Annotated in this window: 21 protein-coding genes, 1 tRNA gene and 1 pseudogene; 6 read left to right on the forward strand and 17 right to left on the reverse strand. The window is 58.9% G+C overall.

The genetic code is table 11. The features are described from left to right. Positions 1 to 10 precede the first annotated feature (10 nt). The 6 genes from lysS to KB554_RS11990 form a co-directional block, all read right to left on the reverse strand. A complete protein-coding gene (lysS, locus tag KB554_RS11965) occupies positions 11 to 1,735 on the reverse strand; it encodes a lysine--tRNA ligase (protein WP_211036299.1) in 1,725 nt (574 codons plus the stop codon). 67 nt (positions 1,736 to 1,802) lie between these two features. Further along, positions 1,803 to 2,471 carry a phosphatase PAP2 family protein gene (locus tag KB554_RS11970; protein WP_211036300.1) on the reverse strand — a complete coding sequence of 223 codons (669 nt, stop codon included), beginning with the start codon at positions 2,469 to 2,471 and terminating at the stop codon, positions 1,803 to 1,805. Between the two features lie 6 nt (positions 2,472 to 2,477). Further along, positions 2,478 to 3,983, reverse strand: a complete 1,506-nt coding sequence (locus tag KB554_RS11975) for an MBOAT family protein (RefSeq protein WP_211036301.1) — start codon at positions 3,981 to 3,983, stop codon at positions 2,478 to 2,480. Next, entirely contained in the window at positions 3,980 to 5,578 is a 1,599-nt protein-coding gene (locus KB554_RS11980; protein WP_211036302.1) for a hypothetical protein, read from the reverse strand. The genes KB554_RS11975 and KB554_RS11980 overlap by 4 nt, the downstream gene beginning before the upstream one ends. 10 nt (positions 5,579 to 5,588) lie before the next feature. Beyond that, positions 5,589 to 6,353 carry a zinc metallopeptidase gene (locus KB554_RS11985; RefSeq protein ID WP_141428705.1) on the reverse strand — a complete coding sequence of 255 codons (765 nt, stop codon included), beginning with the start codon at positions 6,351 to 6,353 and terminating at the stop codon, positions 5,589 to 5,591. Positions 6,354 to 6,499: 146 nt separating this feature from the next. Beyond that, a complete protein-coding gene (locus KB554_RS11990; RefSeq protein ID WP_211036304.1) occupies positions 6,500 to 7,258 on the reverse strand; it encodes an SDR family NAD(P)-dependent oxidoreductase in 759 nt (252 codons plus the stop codon). An 86-nt stretch (positions 7,259 to 7,344) separates the two neighbouring features. On the opposite strand from KB554_RS11990, the gene KB554_RS11995 reads away from it, so the two are divergent. From KB554_RS11995 to KB554_RS12015, 5 genes are read left to right on the forward strand one after another with little or no spacing between them, the layout of a single operon-like run. Then, positions 7,345 to 8,589 carry an ABC transporter permease gene (locus KB554_RS11995; protein ID WP_211036307.1) on the forward strand — a complete coding sequence of 415 codons (1,245 nt, stop codon included), beginning with the start codon at positions 7,345 to 7,347 and terminating at the stop codon, positions 8,587 to 8,589. A 7-nt stretch (positions 8,590 to 8,596) separates the two neighbouring features. Beyond that, on the forward strand, positions 8,597 to 9,313 hold the full coding sequence (ubiE, locus tag KB554_RS12000; RefSeq protein WP_211036308.1) for a bifunctional demethylmenaquinone methyltransferase/2-methoxy-6-polyprenyl-1,4-benzoquinol methylase UbiE: 717 nt from the start codon (positions 8,597 to 8,599) through the stop codon (positions 9,311 to 9,313). Then, positions 9,310 to 9,843, forward strand: a complete 534-nt coding sequence (locus KB554_RS12005) for an LEA type 2 family protein (RefSeq protein WP_141428711.1) — start codon at positions 9,310 to 9,312, stop codon at positions 9,841 to 9,843. Before ubiE ends, KB554_RS12005 begins: the two co-directional genes overlap by 4 nt. Next, positions 9,840 to 10,313 carry a hypothetical protein gene (locus KB554_RS12010; protein WP_242116343.1) on the forward strand — a complete coding sequence of 158 codons (474 nt, stop codon included), beginning with the start codon at positions 9,840 to 9,842 and terminating at the stop codon, positions 10,311 to 10,313. The genes KB554_RS12005 and KB554_RS12010 overlap by 4 nt, the downstream gene beginning before the upstream one ends. Positions 10,314 to 10,371: 58 nt before the next feature. Continuing rightward, a complete protein-coding gene (locus KB554_RS12015; protein ID WP_141428713.1) occupies positions 10,372 to 10,986 on the forward strand; it encodes a flavodoxin family protein in 615 nt (204 codons plus the stop codon). A gap of 246 nt (positions 10,987 to 11,232) precedes the next feature. On the opposite strand, the gene KB554_RS12020 is transcribed toward KB554_RS12015, so the two are convergent. From KB554_RS12020 to KB554_RS12045, 6 genes are all read right to left on the reverse strand, one after another. Beyond that, the gene (locus KB554_RS12020) at positions 11,233 to 13,779 is read right to left on the reverse strand and encodes a DUF6562 domain-containing protein (RefSeq protein WP_211036310.1); all 2,547 of its coding nucleotides are present in this window, start codon (positions 13,777 to 13,779) and stop codon (positions 11,233 to 11,235) included. Between the two features lie 153 nt (positions 13,780 to 13,932). Then, positions 13,933 to 16,950, reverse strand: coding sequence for a DUF6562 domain-containing protein (locus KB554_RS13320; RefSeq protein WP_242116345.1), 3,018 nt, complete (start codon positions 16,948 to 16,950; stop codon positions 13,933 to 13,935). A 132-nt stretch (positions 16,951 to 17,082) separates the two neighbouring features. Further along, the gene (locus KB554_RS12030) at positions 17,083 to 17,877 is read right to left on the reverse strand and encodes a membrane lipoprotein lipid attachment site-containing protein (RefSeq protein WP_211036312.1); all 795 of its coding nucleotides are present in this window, start codon (positions 17,875 to 17,877) and stop codon (positions 17,083 to 17,085) included. A gap of 12 nt (positions 17,878 to 17,889) precedes the next feature. Beyond that, positions 17,890 to 18,930 (reverse strand): DUF6562 domain-containing protein, encoded by a 1,041-nt coding sequence (locus KB554_RS12035; RefSeq protein ID WP_211036314.1) that lies wholly within the window; start codon positions 18,928 to 18,930, stop codon positions 17,890 to 17,892. A gap of 14 nt (positions 18,931 to 18,944) precedes the next feature. After that, complete coding sequence (locus tag KB554_RS12040; protein WP_242116346.1) at positions 18,945 to 20,102, reverse strand: DUF3575 domain-containing protein; 1,158 nt, start codon at positions 20,100 to 20,102, stop codon at positions 18,945 to 18,947. Positions 20,103 to 20,670: 568 nt separating this feature from the next. Continuing rightward, positions 20,671 to 20,761 (reverse strand) — tRNA-Ser (locus KB554_RS12045). Positions 20,762 to 21,008: 247 nt separating this feature from the next. Between KB554_RS12045 and KB554_RS13425 the strand changes: the two are divergent. Next, positions 21,009 to 21,210: pseudogene (locus tag KB554_RS13425) on the forward strand (DNA primase); the annotation flags it as partial. A gap of 147 nt (positions 21,211 to 21,357) precedes the next feature. Here the strand turns inward: KB554_RS13425 and KB554_RS12050 are convergent. From KB554_RS12050 to KB554_RS12070, 5 genes are all read right to left on the reverse strand, one after another. Further along, a complete protein-coding gene (locus tag KB554_RS12050; RefSeq protein ID WP_211036316.1) occupies positions 21,358 to 22,392 on the reverse strand; it encodes a glycosyl hydrolase family 18 protein in 1,035 nt (344 codons plus the stop codon). A gap of 449 nt (positions 22,393 to 22,841) precedes the next feature. Then, positions 22,842 to 23,255, reverse strand: a complete 414-nt coding sequence (locus KB554_RS12055) for a lipocalin family protein (protein WP_211036317.1) — start codon at positions 23,253 to 23,255, stop codon at positions 22,842 to 22,844. A 9-nt stretch (positions 23,256 to 23,264) separates the two neighbouring features. After that, the gene (locus KB554_RS12060; protein ID WP_211036318.1) at positions 23,265 to 23,804 is read right to left on the reverse strand and encodes a DUF1643 domain-containing protein; all 540 of its coding nucleotides are present in this window, start codon (positions 23,802 to 23,804) and stop codon (positions 23,265 to 23,267) included. Between the two features lie 2 nt (positions 23,805 to 23,806). Then, positions 23,807 to 24,010 carry a peptidase gene (locus tag KB554_RS12065; RefSeq protein ID WP_211036319.1) on the reverse strand — a complete coding sequence of 68 codons (204 nt, stop codon included), beginning with the start codon at positions 24,008 to 24,010 and terminating at the stop codon, positions 23,807 to 23,809. Positions 24,011 to 24,114: 104 nt separating this feature from the next. Beyond that, on the reverse strand, positions 24,115 to 24,837 hold the full coding sequence (locus KB554_RS12070) for a hypothetical protein (RefSeq protein WP_211036320.1): 723 nt from the start codon (positions 24,835 to 24,837) through the stop codon (positions 24,115 to 24,117). Between the last annotated feature and the right edge of the window lie 137 nt (positions 24,838 to 24,974).

Below are 24,974 nucleotides of genomic sequence, written 5' to 3' on the forward strand. Positions count from 1 at the left end.
CGGCCGGCGGTCACTCCCCGGCGCACCAGCCCTTCACCTCCTCCATCGAGGGGGCCTTCAGACCGAGCTTGTTTTTCTTGTTGAAGCCGCAGAGGTCGTTGAAGAACTTGCCCGGGGCGAGTTTCCGGAGCGATTCTACGGTCACGTACCCCATTTTCTGTATGACGGGGACCCACTCCTCGGGAACGCCGATGGCGGTGTAGGCCTCCGCGGGATCCGCGACGGCCTTCTTCTCGGGACGCATCTGCGGGAAGAACAGCACGTCCTGGATCGACGGCTGGCCGGTCATGAACATCGTCAGACGGTCGATTCCGATTCCCATGCCCGAGCAGGTGGGCATTCCGAACTCCAGCGCGCGCACAAAGTCCATGTCGATGAACATGGCCTCGTCGTCGCCCTTCTCCGACAGCCGCAACTGCTCCTGGAAACGCTCCAGTTGGTCGATCGGGTCGTTCAGCTCCGAGTAGGCGTTGCACAGCTCCTTGCCGTTCACGAACAGCTCGAAACGCTCCGTCAGGTCGGGATTCGAGCGGTGACGCTTGCAGAGGGGCGACATTTCGATCGGATAGTCGGTGATGAAGGTGGGCTGTACGAGCTCCTCCTCGCAGTACTGTCCGAAGATGGCGTCGATAAGCTTGCCCTTGCCCATCGTCTCGTCAATCTCGACATTCAGACGCTTGCACGCCTCGCGCAGCTGTTCCTCCGACTGGTCCGTGATGTCGTAGCCGGTCTTCTCGCGGATGGCGTCGGTCATCGTCAGCCGGCGGAACGGGGCCTTGAACGAAACCTCGCGGCCGTCGATCGTAAGCTCCGTCGTGCCGTTCACGGCGAGCGCCACGCGTTCGAGCATCCGTTCGGTGAACTCCATCATCCAGAGGTAGTCCTTGTAGGCCACGTAGATCTCCATGCAGGTGAACTCGGGGTTGTGCGTGCGGTCCATGCCCTCGTTGCGGAAGTTCTTGCCGAACTCGTAAACGCCGTCGAATCCGCCGACGATGAGCTTCTTGAGATACAGCTCCGTGGCGATGCGCAGGTAGAGGTCGATGTCCAGCGAATTGTGGTGCGTGATGAACGGACGGGCCGACGCACCGCCCGGAATGGGTTGCAGAATCGGCGTCTCGACCTCGACGTAGCCCTTCTCGTTGAAGTATTCGCGCATCGTGGCCATGATCTTCGCGCGCTTGACGAAGACCTCCTTGACCTGCGGATTGACGATCAGGTCGAGGTAGCGCTGGCGGTAGCGGACCTCCGGGTCGGTGAAGGCGTCGAACGTCCGGCCGTCCTTCTCCTTGACCACGGGCAGCGGGCGGATCGACTTCGACAGCACGGTGAAGCGGCGGCAGTGCACCGACAGCTCGCCCGTGTTGGTACGGAAGGCGAATCCCTCGACGCCCACGAAGTCGCCGATGTCGAGCAGTTTCTTGAACACGGTGTTGTAGAGCGTCGGATCGCCCTCGGGGCAGATGTCGTCGCGGCGGATGTAGATCTGGATGCGGCCCGTGTGGTCTTGCAGTTCGAAGAACGAGGCGCTGCCCATGATGCGGCGCGACATGATGCGGCCCGCGATGCGCACCTCTCCGTAGTTCTGCTTCGTCTCGTCGTAGTTTTCGGCGATTTCGCGTGCCGTGGCCGTCACCTCGTAGCGCGCGGCGGGGTAGGGCTCGATGCCCAGGTCGCGCAACGCCTTGAGCGACTGCCGGCGCAACTGTTCCTGTTCGCTGAGTTCGATTGCCATATTTCGGTGTTTTTATCGTTTTCGGATTCGACCCCGCAAAGGTAGCGAAAAAAGGGGAGAATCGCAATTATTCCGCCGCTGCGCTCCCGCCGAACCGCCGGTAGATGGCGTAGGCCGCCCGACCCAGCGCGGCGCCCACGAGCGACCCCCACACGAGGTCCATCGGAAAGTGCTTGCCCAGGTAGATGCGCGAGTAGCAGATCGCCGCGGTGCAGAGCACCATCAGCAGGGTGAACCACCTCCGGCGGACGGCCGGGGCGGAGAGCACGGCCAGCGCCACGATCGTCGCGGCATGGGCCGAGACGGTTCCGTAACGGCCGCTCACGGCCTCGGGCGGCACGTGCACGGCCCAGTCGCCGGCATAGCCTGCGGCGGCGAGGGCGTCGGGCGTCATCCGGCGCAGCGCGTGGAGCGAGTCGGGGGTGATCGCCAGCCCTTCGAGCGAGGGGGTGAACATGGGACGCGGACGCGGCTCGAAGCCGGGGAGCAGGCCGCCCAGCAGCCCGTTGTGCTTGAAGATGCCCGAGACCATGTCCGAGAGCGCCAGCGCGGCGATCATCGCCGCGGTGAAGACCGCCAGGCCGCGCCAGCCCGTGCGTCGCCAGACGAGCCAGAGGATCAGGGCGTAGAGCGGCAGCCACATGGTCGTTCCGGAGAGTGCGAGCATGATGCGGTCCAGTTGCGGCCCTCCGTCGAAATTCAGGGCGAGGAACAGGTCGTGGTCGAAGGTGTACATGTCTTTTCAGAATTGGAAATAGATGAACGGCTGGATGTCGCTCGACTTGATCTGCATGACGAACCAGATCATCGCCGCGGCCATCAACACTTGCAGCACCAGCGGCGCGCAGGTCACGATCCGCTGCGCCGCGGCGTCCGCACGGCCCGGCAGCATATGCAGCAGGTAGCCGGCGGCGACGAGGGCGAAGACGCCCGCGTAGCCCGTCAGCACCTGCGGGATCATCGGGGCGTTGAAGTTGTGGACGATCTGGTGCAGCATCAGCTCCACGGTCTGCATCGATTCGGCGCGGAACAGGAGCCAGCCGAAGCATACGAGGTTGAACGTGAGAAAGATGCCTGCCGCGCGGCTCCACCGGTTCATCTGCGCGCCGGTGGGTTTCGCTCCGGGAACGGCGGCCAGCCAGAGCTTGTGGAGCGCGAGCGCCGCGCCGTGCAGCCCGCCCCAGAGGATGAAGCGCACCGCCGCGCCGTGCCACAGGCCGCCCAGCAGCATCGTCAGGAGCAGGTTCAGGTAGGTGCGCAGCCGACCCTTGCGGTTGCCGCCGAGCGAGATGTACAGGTAGTCGCGCAGCCACGTCGAGAGCGAGATGTGCCACCGCCGCCAGAATTCGGTGATCGTGGCCGATTTGTAGGGGGCGTCGAAGTTCTTCGGAAAGCGGAAGCCCATGAACAGCGCGATGCCGATGGCCATGTCCGAGTAGCCCGAGAAGTCGCAGTAGATCTGCAGCGCGTAGCCGTAGATGCCCATGAGGCATTCGAAGCCGGAGTAGAGCAGCGGTTCGTCGAAGATGCGGTCCACGAAGTTGAGCGAGATGTAGTCCGAGACGATCGCCTTCTTGAACAGCCCTGTGAGGATCAGGAAGACGCCCGTGCCGAACATGGCGCGTGTGACGACGACGGGATTCTGGCGGATCTGCGGGATGAAGTCGCGGGCGCGGACGATCGGGCCGGCCACCAGCTGCGGGAAGAACGAGAGGTAGAACAGGTAGTCGAGCCAGTTGGACAGGGGCTTGAGCTGGCCGCGGTAAACGTCTATGGTGTAGCTCATCGACTGGAAGACGAAGAACGAGATGCCCACCGGCAGGAAGATGTTCTGGAACTGCAGGAATCCCTGCCCGAAGAGCTGGTTCGCGATGTCGATGAGAAAGTTCGTGTACTTGAAGTAGCCGAGCATCGAGAGGTTCACCAGGACGCTCAGCGCCACGAGCCCCCGCCGTGCGCCGCGCCGCGTCGTGCGGGCCATCGCCTGTGCGATGGCGAAGTCGCTCGCCGCGGCGAAGACGAGCAGCAGGAAGTAGATGCCGCTCGACTTGTAGTAGAAGTAGAGCGAGAAGAGGATGACATAGACGATGCGGGCCATCGGCGCCCGGCGGAATGCGCCGTAGAGGAGCATGAAGCCGGCGAAGAGGAAGAGGAACAGTCCGCTGCTGAATATCAGCGGCGACGAGGCGTCGTAGGCGAGCAGCGCCAGCAGTTTTTCCGGAAGAGCGTCCGCCGAAGGTAGGATCATCGCCGCGGGTCGTTAAAGGGTTCGGGGCCGACGCCCGGCAGCAGCTGGCGCTCGATCCGCCGCCTTTCGCGCGGCGGGAGAACGCTTTTGCGCATCTGCCGCCGCAACTCCTCGGCGGCGCGGAGCGTGGCGTGCCGGGCCGTGAAGTCGTTGAGCGCATCGACGAGCGCCCAGGCCACGCGGCTGCCGCCGGCGTAGTTGATGTGGGTGAAGTCCTTGCCGGCCCAGCCGTTCTGCACGAACCGCTCCATGCCGCCCTGCGCCCGCATGGCGTCGCACGTCGGCCAGAAGGCGGCGCCCGTGTTCCGGGCCGCGCGCCGCTGGAAGTCGGTCATGTGAGGAATGGCGTCCATCGGTTCGAAGCCCGCGTCGCCCTTCACCGAACGGTCGCTGACGCCCAGCACCAGCACGGCGGCTCCCGGGAAGCAGCGGCGGACGTAGGCCACCATCTTCTCGATCTGCCGCGAGTAGCCGGAGTAGTCCTTCACGCCCGCTTGCATGATGTTGAGCCCGTACTGGAGGATCACCAGGTCGTAGTGCAGCATGGCGTCGATCTGGGCATTGACCGAAGGGTCGGTCCAGAACATGGCCTGGCCGTTGTTGCTGCGCACCGAGTAGTTGTCCACGACCACGCCGGCATCGCTTTCGAACACGGCGCCGTAGCCGGCGAAGCCCTCCGTGCCCGAGAGCACCTCGAACGCCAGGGCGTGCAGATGCGGGGCGCGCACGACGATCCGCCGCACGGCCTCGTCCCCGGGGATGTCGAACGTGCGGCGCAGCGTGTCGTTGAGCGTCAGGCGGACGCGGCTGTCGGAGGGCGAACGGAAAAGCACGTGCGCCGTCGTGCAGGAGTCGAGCCGCTGTCGCGCGTCGGTGCTTTCCCAGCGCGTCGAGGCGCCCGCGGCGGGCTGGCTCATCCATCCCGAGACGTAGAAGTGTCCGCGCAGCGTCTCGGGCGCCCGCTTGCGCTGCATGATATTGTAGGAGGTCCACCCCTTTGCGTCGGTCCGGACGGTGCGGCGGAAGCCGGTCAGCGGCGAGGAGGTCGGGGCGAAGCCCGTGCCGCCTCCGCCGTAGGCGAGTTGCAACTTCTCGCGCAGGTCGGCCGTGAGGATGTCCCCTTCGACGAACGAGTCGCCGAAGAAGGCGATGCGCACGGGCCGCCGGGCGTTGAGCAGCGTGTCGCAGAAGGCCCGCATTCCCCATATGCCCGTGGTGTCGAAGTCCTCGATCGGCGTGAGCTGCGCGACGAGCCGTGCGGTGTCGGGCGCGGCGGTGCGGCGGCGTGCGGCGCTGTCGCGGCGGAGATCCCACGCGAAGGTGGTCTGTACGGCGCGCGGCGCGGTGTCGGCCTCGATGCGTTCGGCCACCCGTTCCATATCGACATGGAATTCCGCCTCGTCGAAAGGCTGCGGCTCCGGCGCGGGGGCTGCGGCGTCGTCGAACGTGACGAGGTCCGAGAGGATGTTGGCCCGGCGGAGCTTGACGCCGCCGAGGCTCTGCGGGGGGATGAAACTGACGGCCACGAGCACTGCGATCAGCGCCGCGGCCGCAATCCATCCCTTGTGCGTGTAGTCTTTTTCGGGGGTGTTCATCCGGGACCGTTCAGTCGCGTCGTCCGCCGAGGATCAGCAGCACGTAGTAGAGAACCGAGGCGATGGCGCTCAGCGCCGCCACGAGGTAGGTGCGGGCCGCCCACGAAAGGGCCTCCCGGGCCTGTGCCAACTGCGCTCCCTCCATCGTGCGGCTCGTCTGCAACCACTCCAGCGCACGGGCCGAGGCGTTGTATTCGACGGGCAGGGTGATGAGCGAGAAGAGCGCCGACATGGCGATCATGCCCACGCCGATCCAGCACAGCAGCTCGTTCTGCGTCGTGGCCAGGATCACCAGCCCCAGCAGGATGACCCACATGGCCGACGACGAGGCGAACTGCACCACGGGAACCAACTGCGAGCGGAGCGCCAGCGGGGCGTAGCCGCGGGCGTGCTGCACGGCGTGGCCGCATTCGTGGGCCGCGACCGCGGCGGCGGCCACGCTCGACGAGGAATAGACCGAGTCGCTCAGATTGACGGTCATCGTCTGCGGGTTGAAGTGGTCGGTGAGGTGGCCGCCCACGTGCGTGACCTTCACGTTGTGGATGTTGTTGTCGCGGAGCATCTTCTCGGCGACTTCGGCGCCCGTGAGCCCGCCCGGGAACTGCACCTTCGAGTACTTTTTGAACACCGACTGCAGGCGCGCCTGCACGATGTAGCCCACGATGCCGATGGCGATGATCAGGAAAAACATGCCGGTCGAGGCGGCCGAATAACGGCTGGCCGCCGGCTCTGCGTAGTAGCCTGCCTGGAGCAGGACGATGAGGGGTTGTAACATGGTCGTAAAAATTTTTGTCTGGTTCGGGAGCCGGTGCGCACCGGCATTTTCTGCCGGGAGCCTTCGCCGCTTGCCGGGAACTTCCGCTTCGCTCCGGTGCTCCGGTCGCCGTGCGGCGTTTCCGGCGGGGCGGCCGCGGGACGGGTTTAACGCTCCGGCGTGTGTTTCCGGTGCGTGTAGTAGGCTCCCGCCTGCTGCGCGGGCATCAGCACCATATCATTAACGTTCATGTGCGCCGGTAATTGTGCGACCCATGCGATAGCCTCCGCAATATCCTCGCCGGTGAGGGGCTCGACCCCGTCATAGACCCGGTCGGCGGCTTCGCGGTCGCCGTGGAAGCGGACGAGCGAGAACTCCGTCTCGACCATGCCCGGGCGGATCTCGGTCACCTTCACGCCCGCTGCGAGCAGGTCGGCGCGCATCGACTGCGAAATGGCGTGCACGGCGTGCTTCGAAGCGCAGTAGACCGCGCCGTTCTCGTAAGGCTCCGTGCCGGCGATCGAGCCGATGTTGAAGATGTGGCCGCGGCCCGCGGCGACCATCTTGGGCGCGATGACGCGCGTGACGTAGAGCAGTCCCTTGACATTGGTGTCGATCATGGCGTCCCAGTCGCGCGTGTCGCCCCGGTCGATGTGCTCCAGCCCGGCGGCCAGTCCGGCGTTGTTCACCAGCAGATCGACCCGCTCGAGCGGTTCCAGCGCCCGGCGCACCTCCTCCTCCGAGCGGACGTCGAATGCGAGCGTCGTGCAGCGGCCGCCCGCGGCGGCGATCTCCCGGGCGAGTTGCGCGAGGCGTTCGGCGCGGCGGCCCGTCGCCGTGATGTCGTATCCCTCCCGGGCCAGCCGGAGCGCCGTGGCGCGTCCGATTCCCGAGGTGGCTCCCGTGATGAGTGCCTGTTTATTCATGACGATTCACAAAAAACGGTTCTTTCGGGCAAAAATACGAAATTATGTGTTACTTTGCATAAATTTTCGGACAAAATACCGCTGTCGTGAACCTGTCGTTTTTCATTGCCCGCCGCATGGCCCGTCCCTCGCCGGAGAACCGGCCCGGCGTGATGGAGCGCATCGCCGTGGTGTCGGTGGCGTTGGGTGTGGCCGTGATGATTCTCGCGCTGGCCGTCATCCTGGGTTTCAAGCGCGAGGTGGCGGCCAAGATGACGGGATTCGCGGGCCATGTCGCCGTGACCGACGTGCGGGGCGTGGGGACGCTCGACGCCGAACCCGTCGTGCGGAACGCGCATGTCGAGGAGCTGATCCGCACGACGGAGGGCTTCCGCGCGATGGCCCCCTACGCCCTTCGGGGCGGCATCGTCCGCACGGCCGACGCCGTGGAGGGCATCGTGCTCAAAGGCGTGGACGGGAGTTTCGACTGGCGCTTCTTCCGGGAGTGGCTCACGGAGGGAGAACTGCCCCGCGTGGGGGATTCGGTCCGCACGAAGGACGCGCTGCTGTCGCGGACGCTGGCCGACCGGTTGCGGCTGGGCGTGGGCGACCGTGTCGAGATGCTCTTCGTCGAGCCGGGCGAGCTGCCGCGCCGCGACCGGTTCAAGGTCTCGGGCATCTATGCTTCGGGGCTGGAGGACATGGACGGGGCGGTGGTGCTGACCGATCTGCGCAACGTGCAGCGGCTGGCCGAATGGACGCCGGAGAAGGTCTCGGGCTACGAGATTCTGCTCGACGACCTCGCCGGGGCGGACGCCTTCGCCGCGCGGCTGAGCGACGCGCTGCTCTACGACGAGTCGGACGATACGCGCAATCTGGTGGCCACGAGCGTCATGGAGCGCTATCCGAACATCTTCGACTGGCTCCGGGCGCACGACGTGAACGGGGCGGTGATCGTCGTCATCATGCTCGTCGTGGCCTTTTTCAACATGGCCTCGGCGCTGATGATCCTCGTGCTCGAACGCACGCGGATGATCGGGCTGCTCAAGGCGTTCGGAATGCCCGACGGGCAGTTGCGGCGCATCTTCCTGTGGCGGGCCGCCTTCATCACGCTGCGCGGGCTGGCGTGGGGAAACGCTGCGGGCGTTGGGCTGTGCCTGTTGCAGCGGGCGACGCATCTGGTGAAGCTCGACGCCGAGGGATACCTGCTCTCCGAGGTGCCCGTGGCGTTGGGGTGGGGCTGGTGGCTGCTGCTCAACGCGGGATTCGTCGCGGCGATCGTCGCGCTGCTCGTCGTGCCGGCCTGCGTGGTCTCCACCGTCAAGCCCGAAGAGACGATAAGATACGAATGAGAAAGAGATGAAACCGTACGATACCGATCAGACCAAGAAGGAGGAGGTCCGCGAGATGTTCGACCGCATCGCACCGCGTTACGACCTTCTGAACCACACGCTTTCGATGAACGTGGACCGCCTGTGGCGCCGCCGCGTGGTGCGCGAGGTGCGGCGGGCCGCGCCGCGGCGGATTCTGGACGTGGCCACCGGCACGGGTGACCTGGCCATCGAGATGGCGCGCCGCATCGCCGGAGTGCAGGTGCTCGGGGTGGACCTCTCGGAGGAGATGCTCGCCGTGGCGCGCCGCAAGGTCGAACAGCGGGGGCTGGACGGACGGATCGTCCTCGACTGCGGGGATGCCGAACGCCTCGCGGCGGCCGACGGCTCGGTGGATGTGGCGACCGTGGCGTTCGGGGTCCGGAACTTCGGCGACCTCGAGGCGGGGCTCCGGGAGATGGCCCGGGTCGTGAGGCCCGGGGGGCGCGTCGTGATTCTGGAGTTCTCGCGTCCCCGGAACCGGCTGTTCCGGACGTTGTACGAATTTTACTCCTACCGGATTCTGCCGCGTATCGGCGGGGCGGTGTCGCACGACCGGCGGGCGTACGCGTATCTTCCGGCTTCGGTCGGGGAGTTTCCCCCGCCGGAGGAGTTCCTTGGGATGATGGCCCGGGCCGGATTCCGCGACTGCCGGGCCCGGAGCCAGAGTTTCGGCATCGCGCAAATCTATGTCGGGGAGCGATGACGGCGCGGTGCGGAGGTGTCGGACGGACGCTGCGCCGTGCTGCGGCGAGGCTGCTGCTCGTGTCGCTGGCGGCGCTGGCTGCCGCCGCGTGCGGCAGGACGGAGCCGGAGGCCGTGCGCGTCGAGGCCGTCGAACGTTTCGAACGGCTGGGGTCGGCCGGGGCCGATGCGGTGCTGCGCGTGCATAACGGGACGGGGCATACCCTGAAGATCCGGCGCGTGCGTCTGGACGTCTTCTATGCCGGGAAGCGCGTGGGGACGCTCCGTCTGCACGAGCCGGTCCGCATTCCGCGCCGGGCGACGACCCTCGTCGGAACCCGCTGGCGGCTGGAGACGTCGGATCCGATGGCCTTCTACGTCGTCGAGCGGCGCCTCGGCGAGGGTGATCTCTCGCGGATCGGGCTGTCGTACGAGCTCCGGGCGCGCAGCGGCGTGGTTCCCGTGAAAATTTCCGGCGATATGATGCCGTTGTCGGAATTTTTGAATACCTTTGGACTGTCGGAAGACGACATTAAAGAGTACCTGAAATGATGCGCAGATTGCTGTTCCTCTCCCTCGCACTGTCTTTCGCGGCCGTCTTCGGGGCGGCGGCGCAGTCGCTCGACGCCTTCAAGCGGCAGTTGGCCGCGCCCGCCGCCGCGCCGGGGTTGCTCTTCGGCCGGGCGCAGGTGATCGCCGTCGAATACGGCGATGCAGCGCGCACGGTGGCGGAAGCCTCCCGCGCCGAACGCCGCGACCGCTTCCCGGGGTATCGGGTCTGCATCTTCTCGGACAACGGCCCGGAGGCCCGCGAAGGGGCGTTCGCCGCGCGGAAACTCTTCGAGGAGACCTTTCCGGGCGTGAAAGTCTGCATGGGCTACGACATTCCCTATTTCAAGGTGTCGGTAGGCAACTGCCTGACGACCGAGGAGGCGATTATCCTCAAGGAGCGCGTGTCGGCGACCTTCCCCAAGGCTTTCGTCAAGAGCGAGGAGCTTTCGGCGGCCGATCTGACGGAGTAGCGCCGGGGAGCGCGGCCCGTGCGGTGCTGCTCCGGCGAATCAATAAAGACAACTGTCCATGAAAGTACTGTTGATAAACGGAAGTCCGCGGCATGCGGGCAATACCTTCATCGCCCTGTCCGAAGTGGCCGGGGCGCTCGAAGCGGAAGGCGTACGGACGCAGATCGTCCAACTGGGGAACAAACCCGTGCGGGGATGTATCGCCTGCGGGAAGTGTGCCGACCTGGGGCGTTGCGTATTCGACGATCCGCTCTACGACGAGGTGCGCGTCGCCCTGCGCGATGCGGACGGGCTGGTCGTGGGATCGCCCGTCTATTATGCCGGGCCGAACGGATCGCTCTGCGCGCTGCTCGACCGGGTCTTCTACTCCTGTTCGGAACTGCTGGCCTACAAACCCGCCGCAGCGGTGGTCGTTTGCCGCCGGGGCGGGGCGAGTGCGGCGTTCGACCGGCTGAACAAGTATTTCACCATCTCGAACATGCCTGTCGTCTCGTCGCAGTACTGGAACAGCGTGCACGGACGGCTGCCCGGCGAGGCGGCGCAGGATGCCGAAGGATTGCAGACGATGCGGGTGTTGGGACGCAACATGGCGCGGCTGCTCAAGGCCGGCCCGCTCGCTTCGGAGGCGCGGCCTGAAAAGGAGGAGCGCGTCTGGACGCATTTTATCCGGTAGTCCGGTCGCCGGAACCGGAGGAACGGGATGCGGACGCCTTTTTTCGGGGCGGGGGCGGAGACGGAGGAGTCTCCGGATATTCTCTCGTCGCCCGATAATATGAACGGCCCTGCAACGACATCGTATATTCGTTGCAGGGCCGTTTCCTTTTGTATCCGCAGGGAGCGGTCTGGCTTTTGCGGATTATGTGTGTTTCATCGGAAAACTCTCCGATTTTTCAGTGGCCGACGATCGGTTTGCAGTCCGTCACAACGATTGGGCGACGACCTCCCATTTCAGATCGCCGGGCTGATTGCCTGCGCCGTCGATCGCCTGCCACTTGTAGCCCTCGGCCGGCTCGTAAACGACCTTGGTCACCGTGTTGTAGGCTTTGCCGCTGAATTTGCCGCCTTTAAGAATTACGCTTCCGGTCGGCAGATTCACGTCGTTGTCGCCCGATACGACCGCGCTGGTCCCTTCGATCTGCAATCCCGACCAGTCGTTGGGCGCGGAAAACTCTCCGCCCGTGATCGTGACCTTCGCGCCGTTGGTTATATACACCGGATAAAAGGCATCTTTCTCCCCCGGCGTATTCACCGTATAGTATTTGCCGCCGCTGATTACGGCATCCTGGCAGCTTTCGATGGAAATACCGCCCTGAATACCCTTGACTTCGCAGTTGTCGATCCGCACTTTCGACCCGAACAGACGCATCGCGTAAGCCCAATGCTTACCATTGTCCTTATTCGAGGACGTGGACTCGAAGTAACTGTCGGTGAGCGTGATCTCGCCGCTTGCGACGTCACGCCCCATACCGCAGACGGTGAACTCGCCCGAGATGATCCGGGCATTCCTGATGGTTACGTTCGCATCGTTCCAATAGGCGATCGCCGCACTGTTGTAGGGATGTCCCGTAGCTGAGCTGCCGTGCCAATGATAGTCGGGGTCGTTGATCAGGGTGACACCGTCGATAACGCAATCCCCGCCCGTAACGTGAATCAGGGATTTCTGGTAACCTTCACCCCCCCCCTTCAGGCCGCTATCGTTTTCCGAAGAGTTGTCGATCGTCCCCTTACCGGTCAGCGTGAGGCCCTTTTCGGCCGTCAGGAAGTTCTCGCTGCCGAGCCGGACGGTCGTCCCCTCCTTGATGTCGATGGTTTTGTGTTCGGTGAACGAGAGATTTTCCGCCGGTACGGAGGCGAGGTCTATATCGGAAGCCACGGCGATTTTGGCAATGGCCGGATTGGACAGTGCTCCGGTCAGATCCGCTGCGTCATTGACTTCCACGGGAACGCTCGCCTGTCCTCCTGCCGGAACGACTTCGTAGGTGCCGTTCGGTGCGGGAGTTGTACTTACTTTTACAGTCGTGGAACTCTTTGCAACGAAATTCTTGACCGGATTTTCCGTCATTGAATTCGACGGGTCGAAATTGATGAACGTGCCGCCGTACACATTGATGGCAGCGTTCGAATTGTCTTTCAGATTCAGCACCCAATAGCCGCGCTCATTGGCACATGCCGACTCGAACCGGCCGCCGTAGATGTTGATAACGGCATTTTGATCCGCATAGATGAGGTCGAGCTGGGCGTTACCGTCGTTGAATTCCTGATCGTTGTAGAAATTGCCGCCGTAGATGTTCACTTTCGCATCACCGTAAGCATATACTGCCATGCGGTAGCCGTCCTCGTTGGGTTCGGTTCCGATGGCACGGATGTCGCCGTCTCCCCTGATGTTCAGCGTGGCGCCTCCTTTCACCTCGAATACGGTGGTGTTGCCGTATTGTCCGTCTGGGAGCGATGTCTCGTTGATGATGTTCTTGCCGTTCAGGTCGATCTCGACCGTCTTGTTCCCTTCGACGACCAGCGGCGCCTTGACCGTTACGTCCTCCGACAGGGCGACGCTGCCGCCGTTTGCCAGCGCGGCACGCAGTTCGGGATAGTCGTCGATGTCGGGTTGGTCGAAGTCCGGATTGATCGTCACGTCGAGTGTACCCTGTTTGGTCAGCAGGTTGCCCGAAACATTGGTGCGGTAGTTGCGGCGGATGGGAATGTTCTTGAAGTCGCTGTTGGTCGCTATTTCGGTATCGTCGGAACCGTAGAAGGTCATCGAGAAATCGGCCAGCGTGGCCTCCTCGACGGGCGCCCAGATATAATCGACCGTAAGATCGCCGTCGGCGCTGAGTACGTCGGCCGTATATTCCACCGCGGCCGTCTCCTGGCCGACCTCGCCTTTCTTGGCGTCGAACGAAGTCGGAACGGCCGTGAAAGCCACTTTCACCTTCGTCGGCTTCAGTGCGGGATCGGGGATCGCAGTCATGTCGAACGTCTTGACGTTCAACTGGCCGAAAGGACGACGCAGGGTGATGTTCTCCGAGAACGATCCTGTTACCTTGTAGTCGGACAGTATGCCGGTAAAGGCGTCGAATTCGTCGTCGTTGCCCGCATAGGCGCCCTTCACCGTAATATGGGTCAGATCGTCCGTGTCATAGTGGTCTCCGGTCGAGCAGTCGGCCCAGAAAACGAAATCGTAGGTCTGCGAAGCCACCAGACGCAGGTTGAACGTCGCGGCATTACCCGTTACCGCCGCAGTCTGCTGCTCCCCGTAGGGTTGCCCGTTCCGGTAGATTTGAAGCAGACAGCGGTCGATTTTCGCTCCGTTGCCGAAGTCCGCCGCCGTGGCGCGTGTCCGCGTTCCTTGCGGGATGGCAATCGTAATGGTCTGGGCGGCCCCTCCGTCGGACACGAGCCCCTCGTCCTTCTGACATGCGGTGAGGGTCAGTGCGAGACCCGCCGCCAACAAGAATAGTTTTTTCATGGTTTGTTGAGTTTTTGTGAATTACCCCCCCCCTCCGATTTTTCGGAAGGAGGGGATGTAACTCAACGGTTTGTAATTGATTTTTTAAGAACTTGTTTTCTTTTTCCTCTTGTATCCGCAAGGGCGGTCAGTCCTCTGCGGGTTATGACCGGTCTATTCGATGATCAGTTCGCCGTCGTTGCTGTTGGGGCTGTATTTACGTCCGGTAATCCGGTTGCCGGCCACCTCTGCCGAGCGATCTTCTCCGTTCAGATTGCTCGAAAGCGTCCCGTCGAACCGGCAGTTGCGGAAAGTTACCGATCCGGCGGTCGAGTTCATCCATACGCCTGCGATGCCGCCGATTTCCAGTTGGTCGCCGGCGTCGTTCGCATGTACCAGCGTTACGTTCCCTGTGCAGACGCAGTTCTCGAAGGTGTTTCCGTAGTGGGCGATGCCGGTAATACCTCCGACGTCGCACGTCGAACCGATTACGTCGATATTGGATTCCACGTTGGAGAGCACATTGTTTCCTTCGCCCATGAAGCCAACTACGCCGCCGACATAGGTACGATAGGTTTCGCTTTGGGCTTTCACATAGCTGCCTTTATCCGCACGGATCATCAGGTTGTTCGCGCTTTTATAGAGATTCTTGCCGAACATTCCGCCCACGTAGCTGTAACCGTCGATCTGCACCGTGCCCGTCAGCGTAATATCGGAATATTTCGAGGTGAAGGGCGTACCGGCGATCGCGCCGACATTCAGACCTCCCTTTACGGATGCGTTGCGGAGCGTAAAGTTCCGGATTTCGCCGTTCGAGGTATATCCGAACAAGCCGATATCGGAGCTCGAGGCAGCCGCACTCACGGATCTTGCGATCTTCAAATTGCTGATCGTATGGCCGCAGCCGTCGAATATGCCCTGAAAAGCCTTGCCCGTCGTTCCGATCGGCGTCCATTCTTTACTTTCCAAATCGATATCGTCAGCCAGTTTGATCGTTTTTTTGGCGAAGGACGTACCGGCATTTACCATCGAAGCCAGAGCCGCTAGTTGTCCTCTTGTCGAGATATGGATATCCGTGTCGCTGTTGGTGATCTTTACCGTGCCTTTGCCGTATCGCTGTCCGCCGAGCAGATCGCCGTAGGTTGAAACGAACGATTGAGCCATCTCGTTCATACCTTTGAGCGCGACGTTCTTCACCGAGCAGTTGTCGATCGAAACGATGTCTGTAGCCTGGTCCCCCTGGAAGCAGCCGATGAATTTGCTGATCGTGCGATCCTCCCGGTTCATATACGCATTGATCGCGGAGTTTTCCACCGAACAGTTCGTAAACGAGCAGGTGGAGTTGTAGAGGTTGCCCAGATAACCGGCGAAACCGCCGATCTGGCCCGATTCTTCTGTCACATCGATGTTGGAGATCGTACAGCCGACGACTTTACAGCCGGTTGCTTCGATGTGATTCTCGGCGACGAAACCGATCATGCCGCCCACTTTGTTCACTCCTTCTACCGTCGAATTGACAGCCTGGCAGTTGTCGAAGACGGTCGTACCGTACGAACGGCCGACGAATACGCCGGCATAAGCGTTGCCGTTACCGTCATTGACAGCTTTCACGGCAGCGTTTTCAACGATAAGGTTGCGGAACGTCACCGAAACGGCGTTGCAGACCAGACCGGCTGTCTGGGTGTTTTCCACCTTGTAATTCGACAGCTTATGTCCCTGTCCGTCGAACTCTATGTTTCTCGCATCCTCGATTTGGAACGCCGCATCCTTGAAATTGATGTCGGCATCGAGTACGATCTTGTTGTAGAGATTCGTTCCCGTTTTCACGCCTGCGGCGAACTCCTGCAACTTGGCAGCCGTCGATGCATGGAGCGTCACGGTCGCAGCAGCAGGTTTCGAGGCTATGGCTTTTACCGTACCGTAAACTTCGACGTTGCCGCTTTTGACGGTCAGTTTGTCGATCGTCGTCTCTTCGCTGACGATGAGTGTATTGGCTGCCGTGGTAGCCGTTACATCTGCGTAGCTTGTTCCGGCAAGCGAAACCGTCGATGCTGCGGTTTCGATTTCGACAGCAGCACTGCTCGATGCCGTCAAATTGAACGAAACAGGCTTCTGCGCGCCTTCCATGCTGGAATATTGAACTTTCAGTTTCGTCGTCAGTGCGGGCAGGGTAGCCGATACGGGGGCTGTGGTCGAAGGAAGTACGAGCGTGGCTTCTTCCGTCGGCGCGTCGGTCACGACTACGTTGGTCTTACCCTTCGCAAATGCTTCGTTGGCTGCCGCAATATCCTTTACCTGATCGACATCCTGCGGAATGTCCCCTTCGAATTCCGGGTCGATCGTTACGCTGATCGTGCCCTTCCTGGTCAGCAGGTTGCCCGACACGTTGGTGCGATAGTTGCGGCGGATCGGAATGTTGGTGAAGGCGTCGTTGGTGCAGATCTCCGTACCGCCGTTGTAGAATGTCATCGTGAAATCGGAGAGCGCGGCCCCGGATTCCGTGGCCCAGAGGAAATCCATCGAGATCGTGCCGTCGGTCTTGGCGAATTCTGTCGCCTTATAGCTGACGTCGGCCGATCCGCTCACTTCGCCCGTCAGGGCGTTGAACGTCGTGGGAAGGCCCTTGAAAGCGACCTCGTATCCCGTGGGTTTCAGCGCCTCGTCTCGGATTTCGTTCAGGTCGTTGGTCTTTACCACCAGCAGACCGAAAGGACGTTTCAGGGTTACGGGCCTGGAGAAAGAGCCCGTCACTTCGAACGTCTCGTGGGCGAAGAACGCATCCCGCTCGTCGCTGTTGCCGACGAACGGCCCGATTTCCGTGATCGACTTCAGATTCGCCGTATTGTAGGTCTTGTCCGTGAAGCTGCCTTCGCTGCCTTCGGCGCAGTCGGCCCAGAATACGAAGTCGTAGGTCTGCTGGGCGACCAGCCGCAGGTCGTCGAAGGTAACCGTCTCGCCGGTGACGCCCTTCTCGATACGGTTGTAGAGTTTGTCGTTGCGGTAGATCTCCAGAATACAGCGGTTGGCCGAGGTGCCGGCGCCGAAATCGTCGGTAACCGCACGGGTTCCGTTCTGCGGAATGGTGACCGTAAACGAGGAGGAAGATGTCGTGTCCGAAACGACACCTTCGTCCTTCTGACATGCGGTGAGGGTCAGTGCAAGGCCCGCCGCCAACAGGAAGAGTTTTTTCATGGTTTGTTGAGCTTTTGCGAATTACCCCCCCCCTCCGATTTTTCGGAAGGAGAGGATGTAACTCAACGGTTTGTAATTTATTTTGAGGAACTTCGTTTTGGGATTTAGGTGAGATTCGGATTCGGTCGTCCGTCATTCGAACGTCGCCGTCACGCGGGACGTGCAGTTCGGTCGCAGCGGCAGTACGTCGAGTGTCCTGGTCGTACTTCCCACCGTGACCGAAAGGCCGACGGAGTGTTCCGCGCTGGACGGAACGAAGAGGAAGTCTTCGCCGACCGAGTCCGATCCGGCGGTCGTCGTCGGGAATGCGAGCGTTAAGGTTTGCGGGGCGGATGCCGTTCCGGTCAGCACGTCGTACTGCGTCGGCACGTCCGTGTAGGTAACCGCAACCGCTTCGCCGCCTGTGCCGAACGCCTTCCTGTTCCGCATCTTCAGCTTGGCCAGCGGGCGCTTCAGCTCGGCCGATACGGCGTTGCCGCCGTTCCATTGCACGTCGGTCAGGACGCAGGCGAAGGCGTCGCGTTCGCTTGCGGCTGCGGGCGTGTATTTTTTCGCGGCGACCTGCCGCAGGTCGCCGGTCTCGTAGGCTCCCGTGCCGTAATCGGCCCAGAAGAGGAAATCGTAGGAGCCGGGAACCAGCGCGATCTCGATAGCGGCTTCGGTGAGTGTTCCCGCCGCTGTCTTATGCAGCACGCAGCGGGGATTGGCGCCCCGTGTCCACGCCTCGAAGGTGTAGGTCAGCGCCTGTTCTGCGGCAGTCTCGCGGCGCGTCGCCGCCTTGGCTGCGGGCTCGTTCTCCAGCGCGCCCTCCGAGCGCAGGGAGATCGCACCGCCCACGGGCTCCGCCGGGGCGGGCGTGGGGCTCTCGTCCTTGCTGCATCCGGCAAGGACGGTCAGTGCGAGAAACAGTGTCAATATCTTTTTCATGCGAATAGCGTTTTAGTCGGGGATCACGATATCTATTTCTCCGTCAAACCCGGGGTCGATGCCGATGCCGGGGGCGTAGTCGCGCGTGAGAAACTCGTCGCGTACGGTCGTCAGCTTGCCCCGTACGATCGGCACGTCGATGCCCTCGATACGGTTCAGCAGGTTGCCCTCGCTGTCGCGGATGGTAAGATCGACCTTCACGGCCGATTCGGAGCCATTGACGAAGATGTAGTCGCTGGCCAGGTGCGCCTCCTTGTCCGTCAGCGGCGTCATGTTGCATCCGAATGACATGCCCGTTCGGGCGTCGTTGGGTTTGTTCGTGTAGGCGTTGAAGCCCGACGGGAAGTACCCCGCATACTCCACCTGCACCCGGATTGTCGAAAGATCGGGATTCTTGACGAGCAGATTTTCGGCAATGGTGCCGGCTTTCGCCCGCCGTGCGGCCAACTCGTCGAGAAACTTGTCGATGTCGGTGGTGATGAATTCGATCTTGGCCATCGGACGCTGAAGCGTCACGGTCGCATCCGCGGTCGCGTTCCACCGGTCGCGGTAATCCTTGAGGTCGATCTCCTGTTGTGCGATGTAGGCGTCCTTGTGGTCTTCGTTGCCGATGTAATCCCCGGCTTCGGGAACGCTGATCGACGAAAGGGAGTTTACGTGGTAGTATTTGTCGGCCGTCGAGCCGTCGTCCACATAGTCCATCCACGCTACGACGTGATACCGGGCGGCATGCACCGCCAGCGAGGTGCGGATCGCATGATGTCCGTCCGCCGCCTGCTCGCAACTGAGCACCTGCTGCTCTACGGGTTCGCCGCCGATCTCGTCGCGGAACACCTCGACGATCCAGCGCACGTCGTGCGTGTCGGCTTCCGGCGCTTCGGAACGCCCCGTCGGCTCGTAGGGTTCTATTTTCGGGTCGATCGCCAGGGTCAGGTTCATATTGACCAGCGTGGGATCCACGCCTCCGTTTTCCGGAAATTCCAGTACGGTCTTGTCGCAGCCTGTCGATACGAGGACGAGCAAACAGGCGATATATGTTGTCGGTTTTTTCATCTTCCGCTCCTCCTTTATTTTCCGAATCGGTAAACCAGACCGATTCCCACTTTCGTCAGTCCCCAATAATTATAAGCTATTCCCTTCTCGAAGCGGGTGCCGTTCGGGATATTATAATAGGTATCGTATTTCGTGTGGACGTATCCCGCTCCGATGGTGAACTCTGCCGCCCAGTGGCGGGCGAAGGGCAGCACGTAGCCGTAGCTCAGACCTGCGCCGTAGAAACCGTCGGGCGACTGGTAGCGGTTCTTGTCGTCCACGGCGATATTGAAGGCTCCGATATTGAGGTGAGCTCCGAGGAAATGACCTTTCATCGGCTCTTTCAGCCAGTAACGGAATTCCGGCTGAACAGCCAGAAAACGCAGCCGGTAGTCGCGCGCTACGGTGTAGGGACTGTATATGATCGGAAGATCGACCGAGCAATGCTTGCCGAAACCGTACTCTATGCCGATGTTGGCGACCGTGGCGGCCAGATAGGCTACGTTGGTTTTGACCGCCCAGCGGTAGGAGGAACATACGGGATCGGACTGCGCTCCTTCCGGAACCCCGGCGACCGGTTGCGCCGGTTGCGGTTCCGGCCCGACGGGCGTCTTCTCGTCAGGCGTATCGGGTTCGGCCGGGGATTCCGGTGTTCGCGATTCCGGCCGGCTTTCGGATTTTTCGTTTTCGGGCAACGAACCGGCCGGCACGACGTCTCTCTCGGACAGCGTGTCGGGAACCGTATCCGCCTTCGCACTCGGAAGCATATAGGTTACGGCGGTCACATCTGTCATCCCGCGCCACCGTTGTGTGGAATTCGTCGTCCTGAAATGGTCTTCTTTCAATCCCTCGTGGACGATGAAGTAGGATTTGACCTGGTTGCTTCGGTTCTTCGCGGCCGCGAGGTTCTCCTTGCGGGAGTTGTACGAGGAGCAGAATCCCAGTACGCGCACTTTCATGTCGCCCGATTCGATCGAGAGCCTGTGTTGCCGAATGGACCGGGTGAGCAAGTCGATAGCGGCTGCGTTTCCCTTGTAGTCGGCCCAGAACATGCGTTTCTTCGGAGCGAACCGGAAGACCGCCGTATCTCCCCGGACGAATGGCTCCGCAGACATGCCGGCATCCTGCCCTGATGCCATACCGCAGGCAAACGACAGGATCGGCAGAAATAGCAGTTTACACTTCAGTTTCATCGGATGAATAGCTGTTTTCATGCTTGTTTCCTTCCGCCGCGCGGCATCGGAAAACCTGTTCAAACCGCTAATGGCAGATGAAAACGTTCGTTAAATCGGCATGTCGGAAAAAGACGACGCATAAAGCCGACGAATGAAAGAGCAGGAAGGAGAAAAGAGTTGATATGTAAATTTTTAGCAATACTTTTTTTGCCGATACGAATAAAAAATTATACCTTTGGAGTATTAAACGAACGTTTTTCCGCCGTCTGCATTTCATGTCGTCCGGGATCGAAGCGGTCCGGCGACATCGCCCGGGCGTACAAGGCGTGATATGGTTGTATTTTCCTGATTTTCATCGTCCCCGGGTTCGGGGAAAACCTGTCGGGCGTTTTGTGGCGTGTTTCGTGTATCCGTGGGAAGACTTGGAGATTCGGTTTGACCGTGTGAGAAGTGTGCGTTTGTGTTTTGGAACAATGTCCGCATTCGTAAATGGGATGTACCTTACTTCGTTTTACGATCGTGGGCCTTAATGTATAAAACCCTGCAAATATATAATTTGCAGGGTTTTGCTTCTGTTCGTGCCACTTGGCGGAGAGAAGGGGATTCGAACCCCTGAAACACTTTTGATGTTTACTCGCTTTCCAGGCGGGCCAGTTCAACCACTCCTGCATCTCTCCGAAAACGCCCCCAAAAGTACGCAATATTTCCCGATTCTGCAAATGACGGCCGTTTTTTCTCCTTTCGGGATCCGGGTGTCCGCTCCGTTTCGGTCCGGTGGTGTCTTGCTCTCCGCTCCGTTTGCGGCCCGTTTGCCGTCCCCGGAAGGAACAGGTTCTCTGCCGATTCCGGGGAAACGAAAACGGGACGACCCGCGGACCTTCCGTTTTCCAGGCGGAGAGAGGCAGCATCGTTGAACTACCAGTATCTACCGACTATGTACTATATCGGTTGGAGCGTATCGCCGAACAGATACCGCACGTGCGTCCGGTATCATTCTCTTTTTGGAAGCAAACCTCTTCCGAGCCGGTCTTCCGGTGGCAGGCGATAGTGTTCCGCTGTCATCTCTTGTCCTGTTTACTTGCAGGAAGGAGGAATAAAGATAGCGCTGTTGAAAAGAGAATGCAACGTTGTCGCTTTTCCCAACGTATCGGGCGAATCTGGGTTAGCGATTTTATGGCTAAATATTCGGCTTAAATAAAGCGCAATACCTTGTACGGCCTCGCCGGAATTTCTGAAAAGTGCCTCCGGAGGGGTTGTATAGTTTGTCTTTAAATTAGCGTCCGAGGAGTTCTCCTGCAACCGTACGTGTGAGACTCATGCTGTCGTCATCAAGTTCACTGCGCCAGTACATGCCGCCTCTGAGACCTTTTTCCTTGATATAGTCACATTTGATTTTCAACGATTTCGGATTTTCATATCCGACGATGAGGGTGCCGAGACTGTCAACGATATAAGGAACGCAAGCTATCGAGTCCCAGCGCTCTTCCATGCCCTCGGCCGCCAGATTGCGGTTCACGATATCGCGGTAATCGGTCCAACCCTTGAAATCCTTGTCGTTACCGCGACCGTAGAACGCAAGGCCGAGAACCATGTCCTTGTAGTCAAGACCTTTTGTTAGGAAAGAGTCGATTGACTCCTCAATCGTCGAAACTCCGGCCAGCTCCGAGCGGCGCAACGCAGTGTGATGATAGGGAGCCTGCCAGCCCATGTCGTAGGTCATCAGATTGACATAATCAAGATATTTCATCGCTTCGCGCATGTCGAAACCGTTGCCGAAAAAGCCTGCTGCAGCCGAAACCACTTTATCTCTGCCGAGTGCGTTGCGAACGTCGCTGAAAAGACGGATGTAGTTGGCCTGCTCTTCTTCATTGGCCGGAAACTCCCAGTCGAAATCAACCCCGTCGAGTTCATATTTGTCCACAATGCGTTTACAGTCAGTTGCAAATGCCAGACGAAGCGAGTCACGGCCTGTCATCTCTGCCCATCCAGATTCGGCTCCTGCGCCACCCATCGAAAGTATGACTTTAAGTGCCGGATTCTCTTTTTTGAGATTGAGTATCCGCTGAAGGCGGGGTATGTTGTTGATCTGTACGCCATCGTGGGTCCGATTGGGGATGGCGGCAAGATAATTTATGGCGGTCACCATATTGGCTGGCGGCAGTTTGCCCTCTTCTTGCCACACGTAGGCGATACATTCGTATTCGGGTTCGGCGGCCTTTCCTGAAGTCCTTTTGCACGAAACCGCGGCACCCATGAGAACAAGTGCAGCGAAGCCGATCGAAATCTTTTTTATCTTTACATTCATCATTAATGTATTATATCAGTTAAATTTATTCGTCTAAACCGAAAAATGCACGAACCGCTGCGTATGCAAACCGTATGTTGTAGGGATGGAATTCGATGTAAACAAAACACTCGGTTTTACATTATTTGATGTAAAACCGAGTGTCTGTTTCGCAATTTGCTGATTTTTAGCGTTTATTGCGGAGAGAGAGGAAAATGAACCTTTCCCGTATTCCGCCGTATATCAGTCTTTTATACTTTGACCTCACTTTAAGTACACCGAATAGCCCACAGCCGATTTGCATCGTTTCACCCTGTGTTGCACTTGGTTAACACAAAGATAGAAAAATATCTTTAGTTTTCAAAGTAAATTCCTTGTCTTAACTAATTTTGTAAATATTAAAAACTCCTGCCAAAAGTATGTCTGGCAGGAGTAAAATATAAAAGTAAGTTTGTTAGGCAACTTTTCCGCATCTATTGTTTTCGCGTATAATATTCGATAAGTTCTTCATTGTTGCCTTCATCGTAAATCCATTTCATCGTCGAAACGGTTATTTTGGTCTGACAAGTCTTTTTATTCGCTCCGTCGTTTGTAGTCAGCATACCCGACGTCGCGTCATAGGAGTAGGAGCCGTCGTAGTACTCTTCGGGTGGGTAATCGTAATAACGGAAAGTCCCGTCTTCCCGGAAAATAGCGATCATCTTATCTTCGTCCTCTACGGCCGTGAAACTATCGATCAATTTCCCGTTCCGGTAGTATTCGTTTTTCTGGAATACCCATTCGCCGATGATTGATCCGGGCTCGTCGTTCGGTTCGTCTTTTTCATCGGAACAAGCTACGGCCAAACAAGCCAAAACCCACAGGCTTGCAAAAAACAGTTTTTTCATTGTCAATCGTTATTTAAGTTTTGTCATATATTTTTCTACCTCGAACGACACTAATCCCCAGTCGTATCGGGCATAAAGCGGATGGCGGGGATTTCCTTTCACCGTGAGTTTCCCGATTTGGAACCATTGGCCATGACTTGTACGCAGCACGTCGTATAAATCCCAATGAAAAAGAAAACATCGTTTCAGATAAGGTTTCGCCGAAATATCGTTTCCGAAAGCGACCAATATGTCCGCTGCCGGATAACGTTGCAGCAGATCGGCCGCGACATCCAGATTTTTCCGGTGCATCGGTTCGTCCAACGTTGCCGACAAACTCCATTTATCCGTCGCACGTTCCGATGAAAGATTCAACATTGCAAATCCGTCGTAACCGCCACCCTCGGCGAATCCTATGACTTTGTGCATCGTAAGGTCGGGATGTGTTTCGTCCGCAGTGCTCGGATTAAGGCCGACGACCAACAGCATCTTTTTGCCGGGTTGCTCCAGCACGAACCGATGATCCTCCTGCAATTTTCCGGTTTCATTGCAGATAGGTAGGTAATCCATAATCAACTCAATTTTACGATTTCGAAATTTCCATATCCGCAATGGCAACTCGCAACGGTTACACCGTACTTATCTTCAATCGCTTCGATAATCTGTTTTGCATTCGGACGCGCCGAGGTCCCTGTTACAAGGATTTCTACAGACATTCCTTTTGTCAATTTGCCGGCACTCTTGATTGCCGTAACACTCCATAACGTACCTGCCATGATTCAAAAATATAAGAGTTCGTAATTTATTTATAAAGGATTTGAGTTGTTTCGGGAATATAATCGGGACTGCGATTTTTATTAATCCCGTCGACCATATTCTGTCACCCGTCTTTCAGATACAGCGCTTCCAGTGTCTCCATCGGAGCACAATACAAGGGATTCTGATAATAGGAATCTCCACCTCGCAATGTAGTCTGGCTGACATCCAATTCTTTCAATTTGTTGTTTTGACAACGTATCACCTTAAGCGAAAAACAACCGCTCAACGACAGACTTACCAATTCATTGTCACAGCAAGACAAATGTTGTAACTCAGTTAGATTGCCGCAATTCAGGGATTTCAATTGCGTACCTCGAATTTCTATATTGTTCACATTCCAACATCGTTGCACATCGATTGCTTCCAAACCGCAAAATAGAATGACAAGGCTCTCTAATGTTTCCGATTTAGGTAGAACCAGACCTGTCAGATTTGTATATTCAATAGTCAATCTGCGCAGTTGCGGTGTGTTGTTACATAAATCCAACCGGTCCAATTTACCACAATGCTGAATGTGCACATATTCCAACCGCTCGCATTGTGCCATATCGATCGTTTTAAGATCAAACAGATAGCTGATGCTAAGATGTTTCAATTTTTGATTTCGGGACAGATTTAATTCCTGTATTTCTTGGCATTTCCCAATATGCAAATAGATCAGATTGGAAAAATTGCTGATCGTCTCTAAAGATTTGATCGTTCTTTGGGACAGAAATATTGTATCGACTTTTGCCGCTTCCCACTCCGAAATGACTCCATCGCCATCTGCATCGAAATGTTCCAAACAATAATCTTCGAATTACTCATCGTCGAAGGTCAAAAAGCGATCTTTTTCTTTGCCATCCTCCTTGACACAACATACACAGAAATACATTATAACCGTAATAATCCCAAAAGAATACAAACATTTCATCATAATGA

It is taken from the genome of Alistipes sp. Marseille-P2263 (genome assembly GCF_018101075.1).
Lineage (GTDB): Bacteria > Bacteroidota > Bacteroidia > Bacteroidales > Rikenellaceae > Alistipes > Alistipes dispar.

Excerpts from the sequence above, each read along its gene's own strand:
- lysS (WP_211036299.1), bottom strand. The coding sequence starts at position 1,735 with ATGGCAATCGAACTCAGCGAACAGGAACAGTTGCGCCGGCAGTCGCTC.
- KB554_RS11970 (WP_211036300.1), bottom strand. The coding sequence starts at position 2,471 with ATGTACACCTTCGACCACGACCTGTTCCTCGCCCTGAATTTCGACGGA.
- KB554_RS11975 (WP_211036301.1), bottom strand. The coding sequence starts at position 3,983 with ATGATCCTACCTTCGGCGGACGCTCTTCCGGAAAAACTGCTGGCGCTG.
- KB554_RS11980 (WP_211036302.1), bottom strand. The coding sequence starts at position 5,578 with ATGAACACCCCCGAAAAAGACTACACGCACAAGGGATGGATTGCGGCC.
- KB554_RS11985 (WP_141428705.1), bottom strand. The coding sequence starts at position 6,353 with ATGTTACAACCCCTCATCGTCCTGCTCCAGGCAGGCTACTACGCAGAG.
- KB554_RS11990 (WP_211036304.1), bottom strand. The coding sequence starts at position 7,258 with ATGAATAAACAGGCACTCATCACGGGAGCCACCTCGGGAATCGGACGC.
- ubiE (WP_211036308.1), top strand. The coding sequence starts at position 8,597 with ATGAAACCGTACGATACCGATCAGACCAAGAAGGAGGAGGTCCGCGAG.
- KB554_RS12005 (WP_141428711.1), top strand. The coding sequence starts at position 9,310 with ATGACGGCGCGGTGCGGAGGTGTCGGACGGACGCTGCGCCGTGCTGCG.
- KB554_RS12010 (WP_242116343.1), top strand. The coding sequence starts at position 9,840 with ATGATGCGCAGATTGCTGTTCCTCTCCCTCGCACTGTCTTTCGCGGCC.
- KB554_RS12015 (WP_141428713.1), top strand. The coding sequence starts at position 10,372 with ATGAAAGTACTGTTGATAAACGGAAGTCCGCGGCATGCGGGCAATACC.
- KB554_RS12020 (WP_211036310.1), bottom strand. The coding sequence starts at position 13,779 with ATGAAAAAACTATTCTTGTTGGCGGCGGGTCTCGCACTGACCCTCACC.
- KB554_RS13320 (WP_242116345.1), bottom strand. The coding sequence starts at position 16,950 with ATGAAAAAACTCTTCCTGTTGGCGGCGGGCCTTGCACTGACCCTCACC.
- KB554_RS12030 (WP_211036312.1), bottom strand. The coding sequence starts at position 17,877 with ATGAAAAAGATATTGACACTGTTTCTCGCACTGACCGTCCTTGCCGGA.
- KB554_RS12035 (WP_211036314.1), bottom strand. The coding sequence starts at position 18,930 with ATGAAAAAACCGACAACATATATCGCCTGTTTGCTCGTCCTCGTATCG.
- KB554_RS12040 (WP_242116346.1), bottom strand. The coding sequence starts at position 20,102 with ATGAAACTGAAGTGTAAACTGCTATTTCTGCCGATCCTGTCGTTTGCC.
- KB554_RS12050 (WP_211036316.1), bottom strand. The coding sequence starts at position 22,392 with ATGATGAATGTAAAGATAAAAAAGATTTCGATCGGCTTCGCTGCACTT.
- KB554_RS12055 (WP_211036317.1), bottom strand. The coding sequence starts at position 23,255 with ATGAAAAAACTGTTTTTTGCAAGCCTGTGGGTTTTGGCTTGTTTGGCC.
- KB554_RS12060 (WP_211036318.1), bottom strand. The coding sequence starts at position 23,804 with ATGGATTACCTACCTATCTGCAATGAAACCGGAAAATTGCAGGAGGAT.
- KB554_RS12065 (WP_211036319.1), bottom strand. The coding sequence starts at position 24,010 with ATGGCAGGTACGTTATGGAGTGTTACGGCAATCAAGAGTGCCGGCAAA.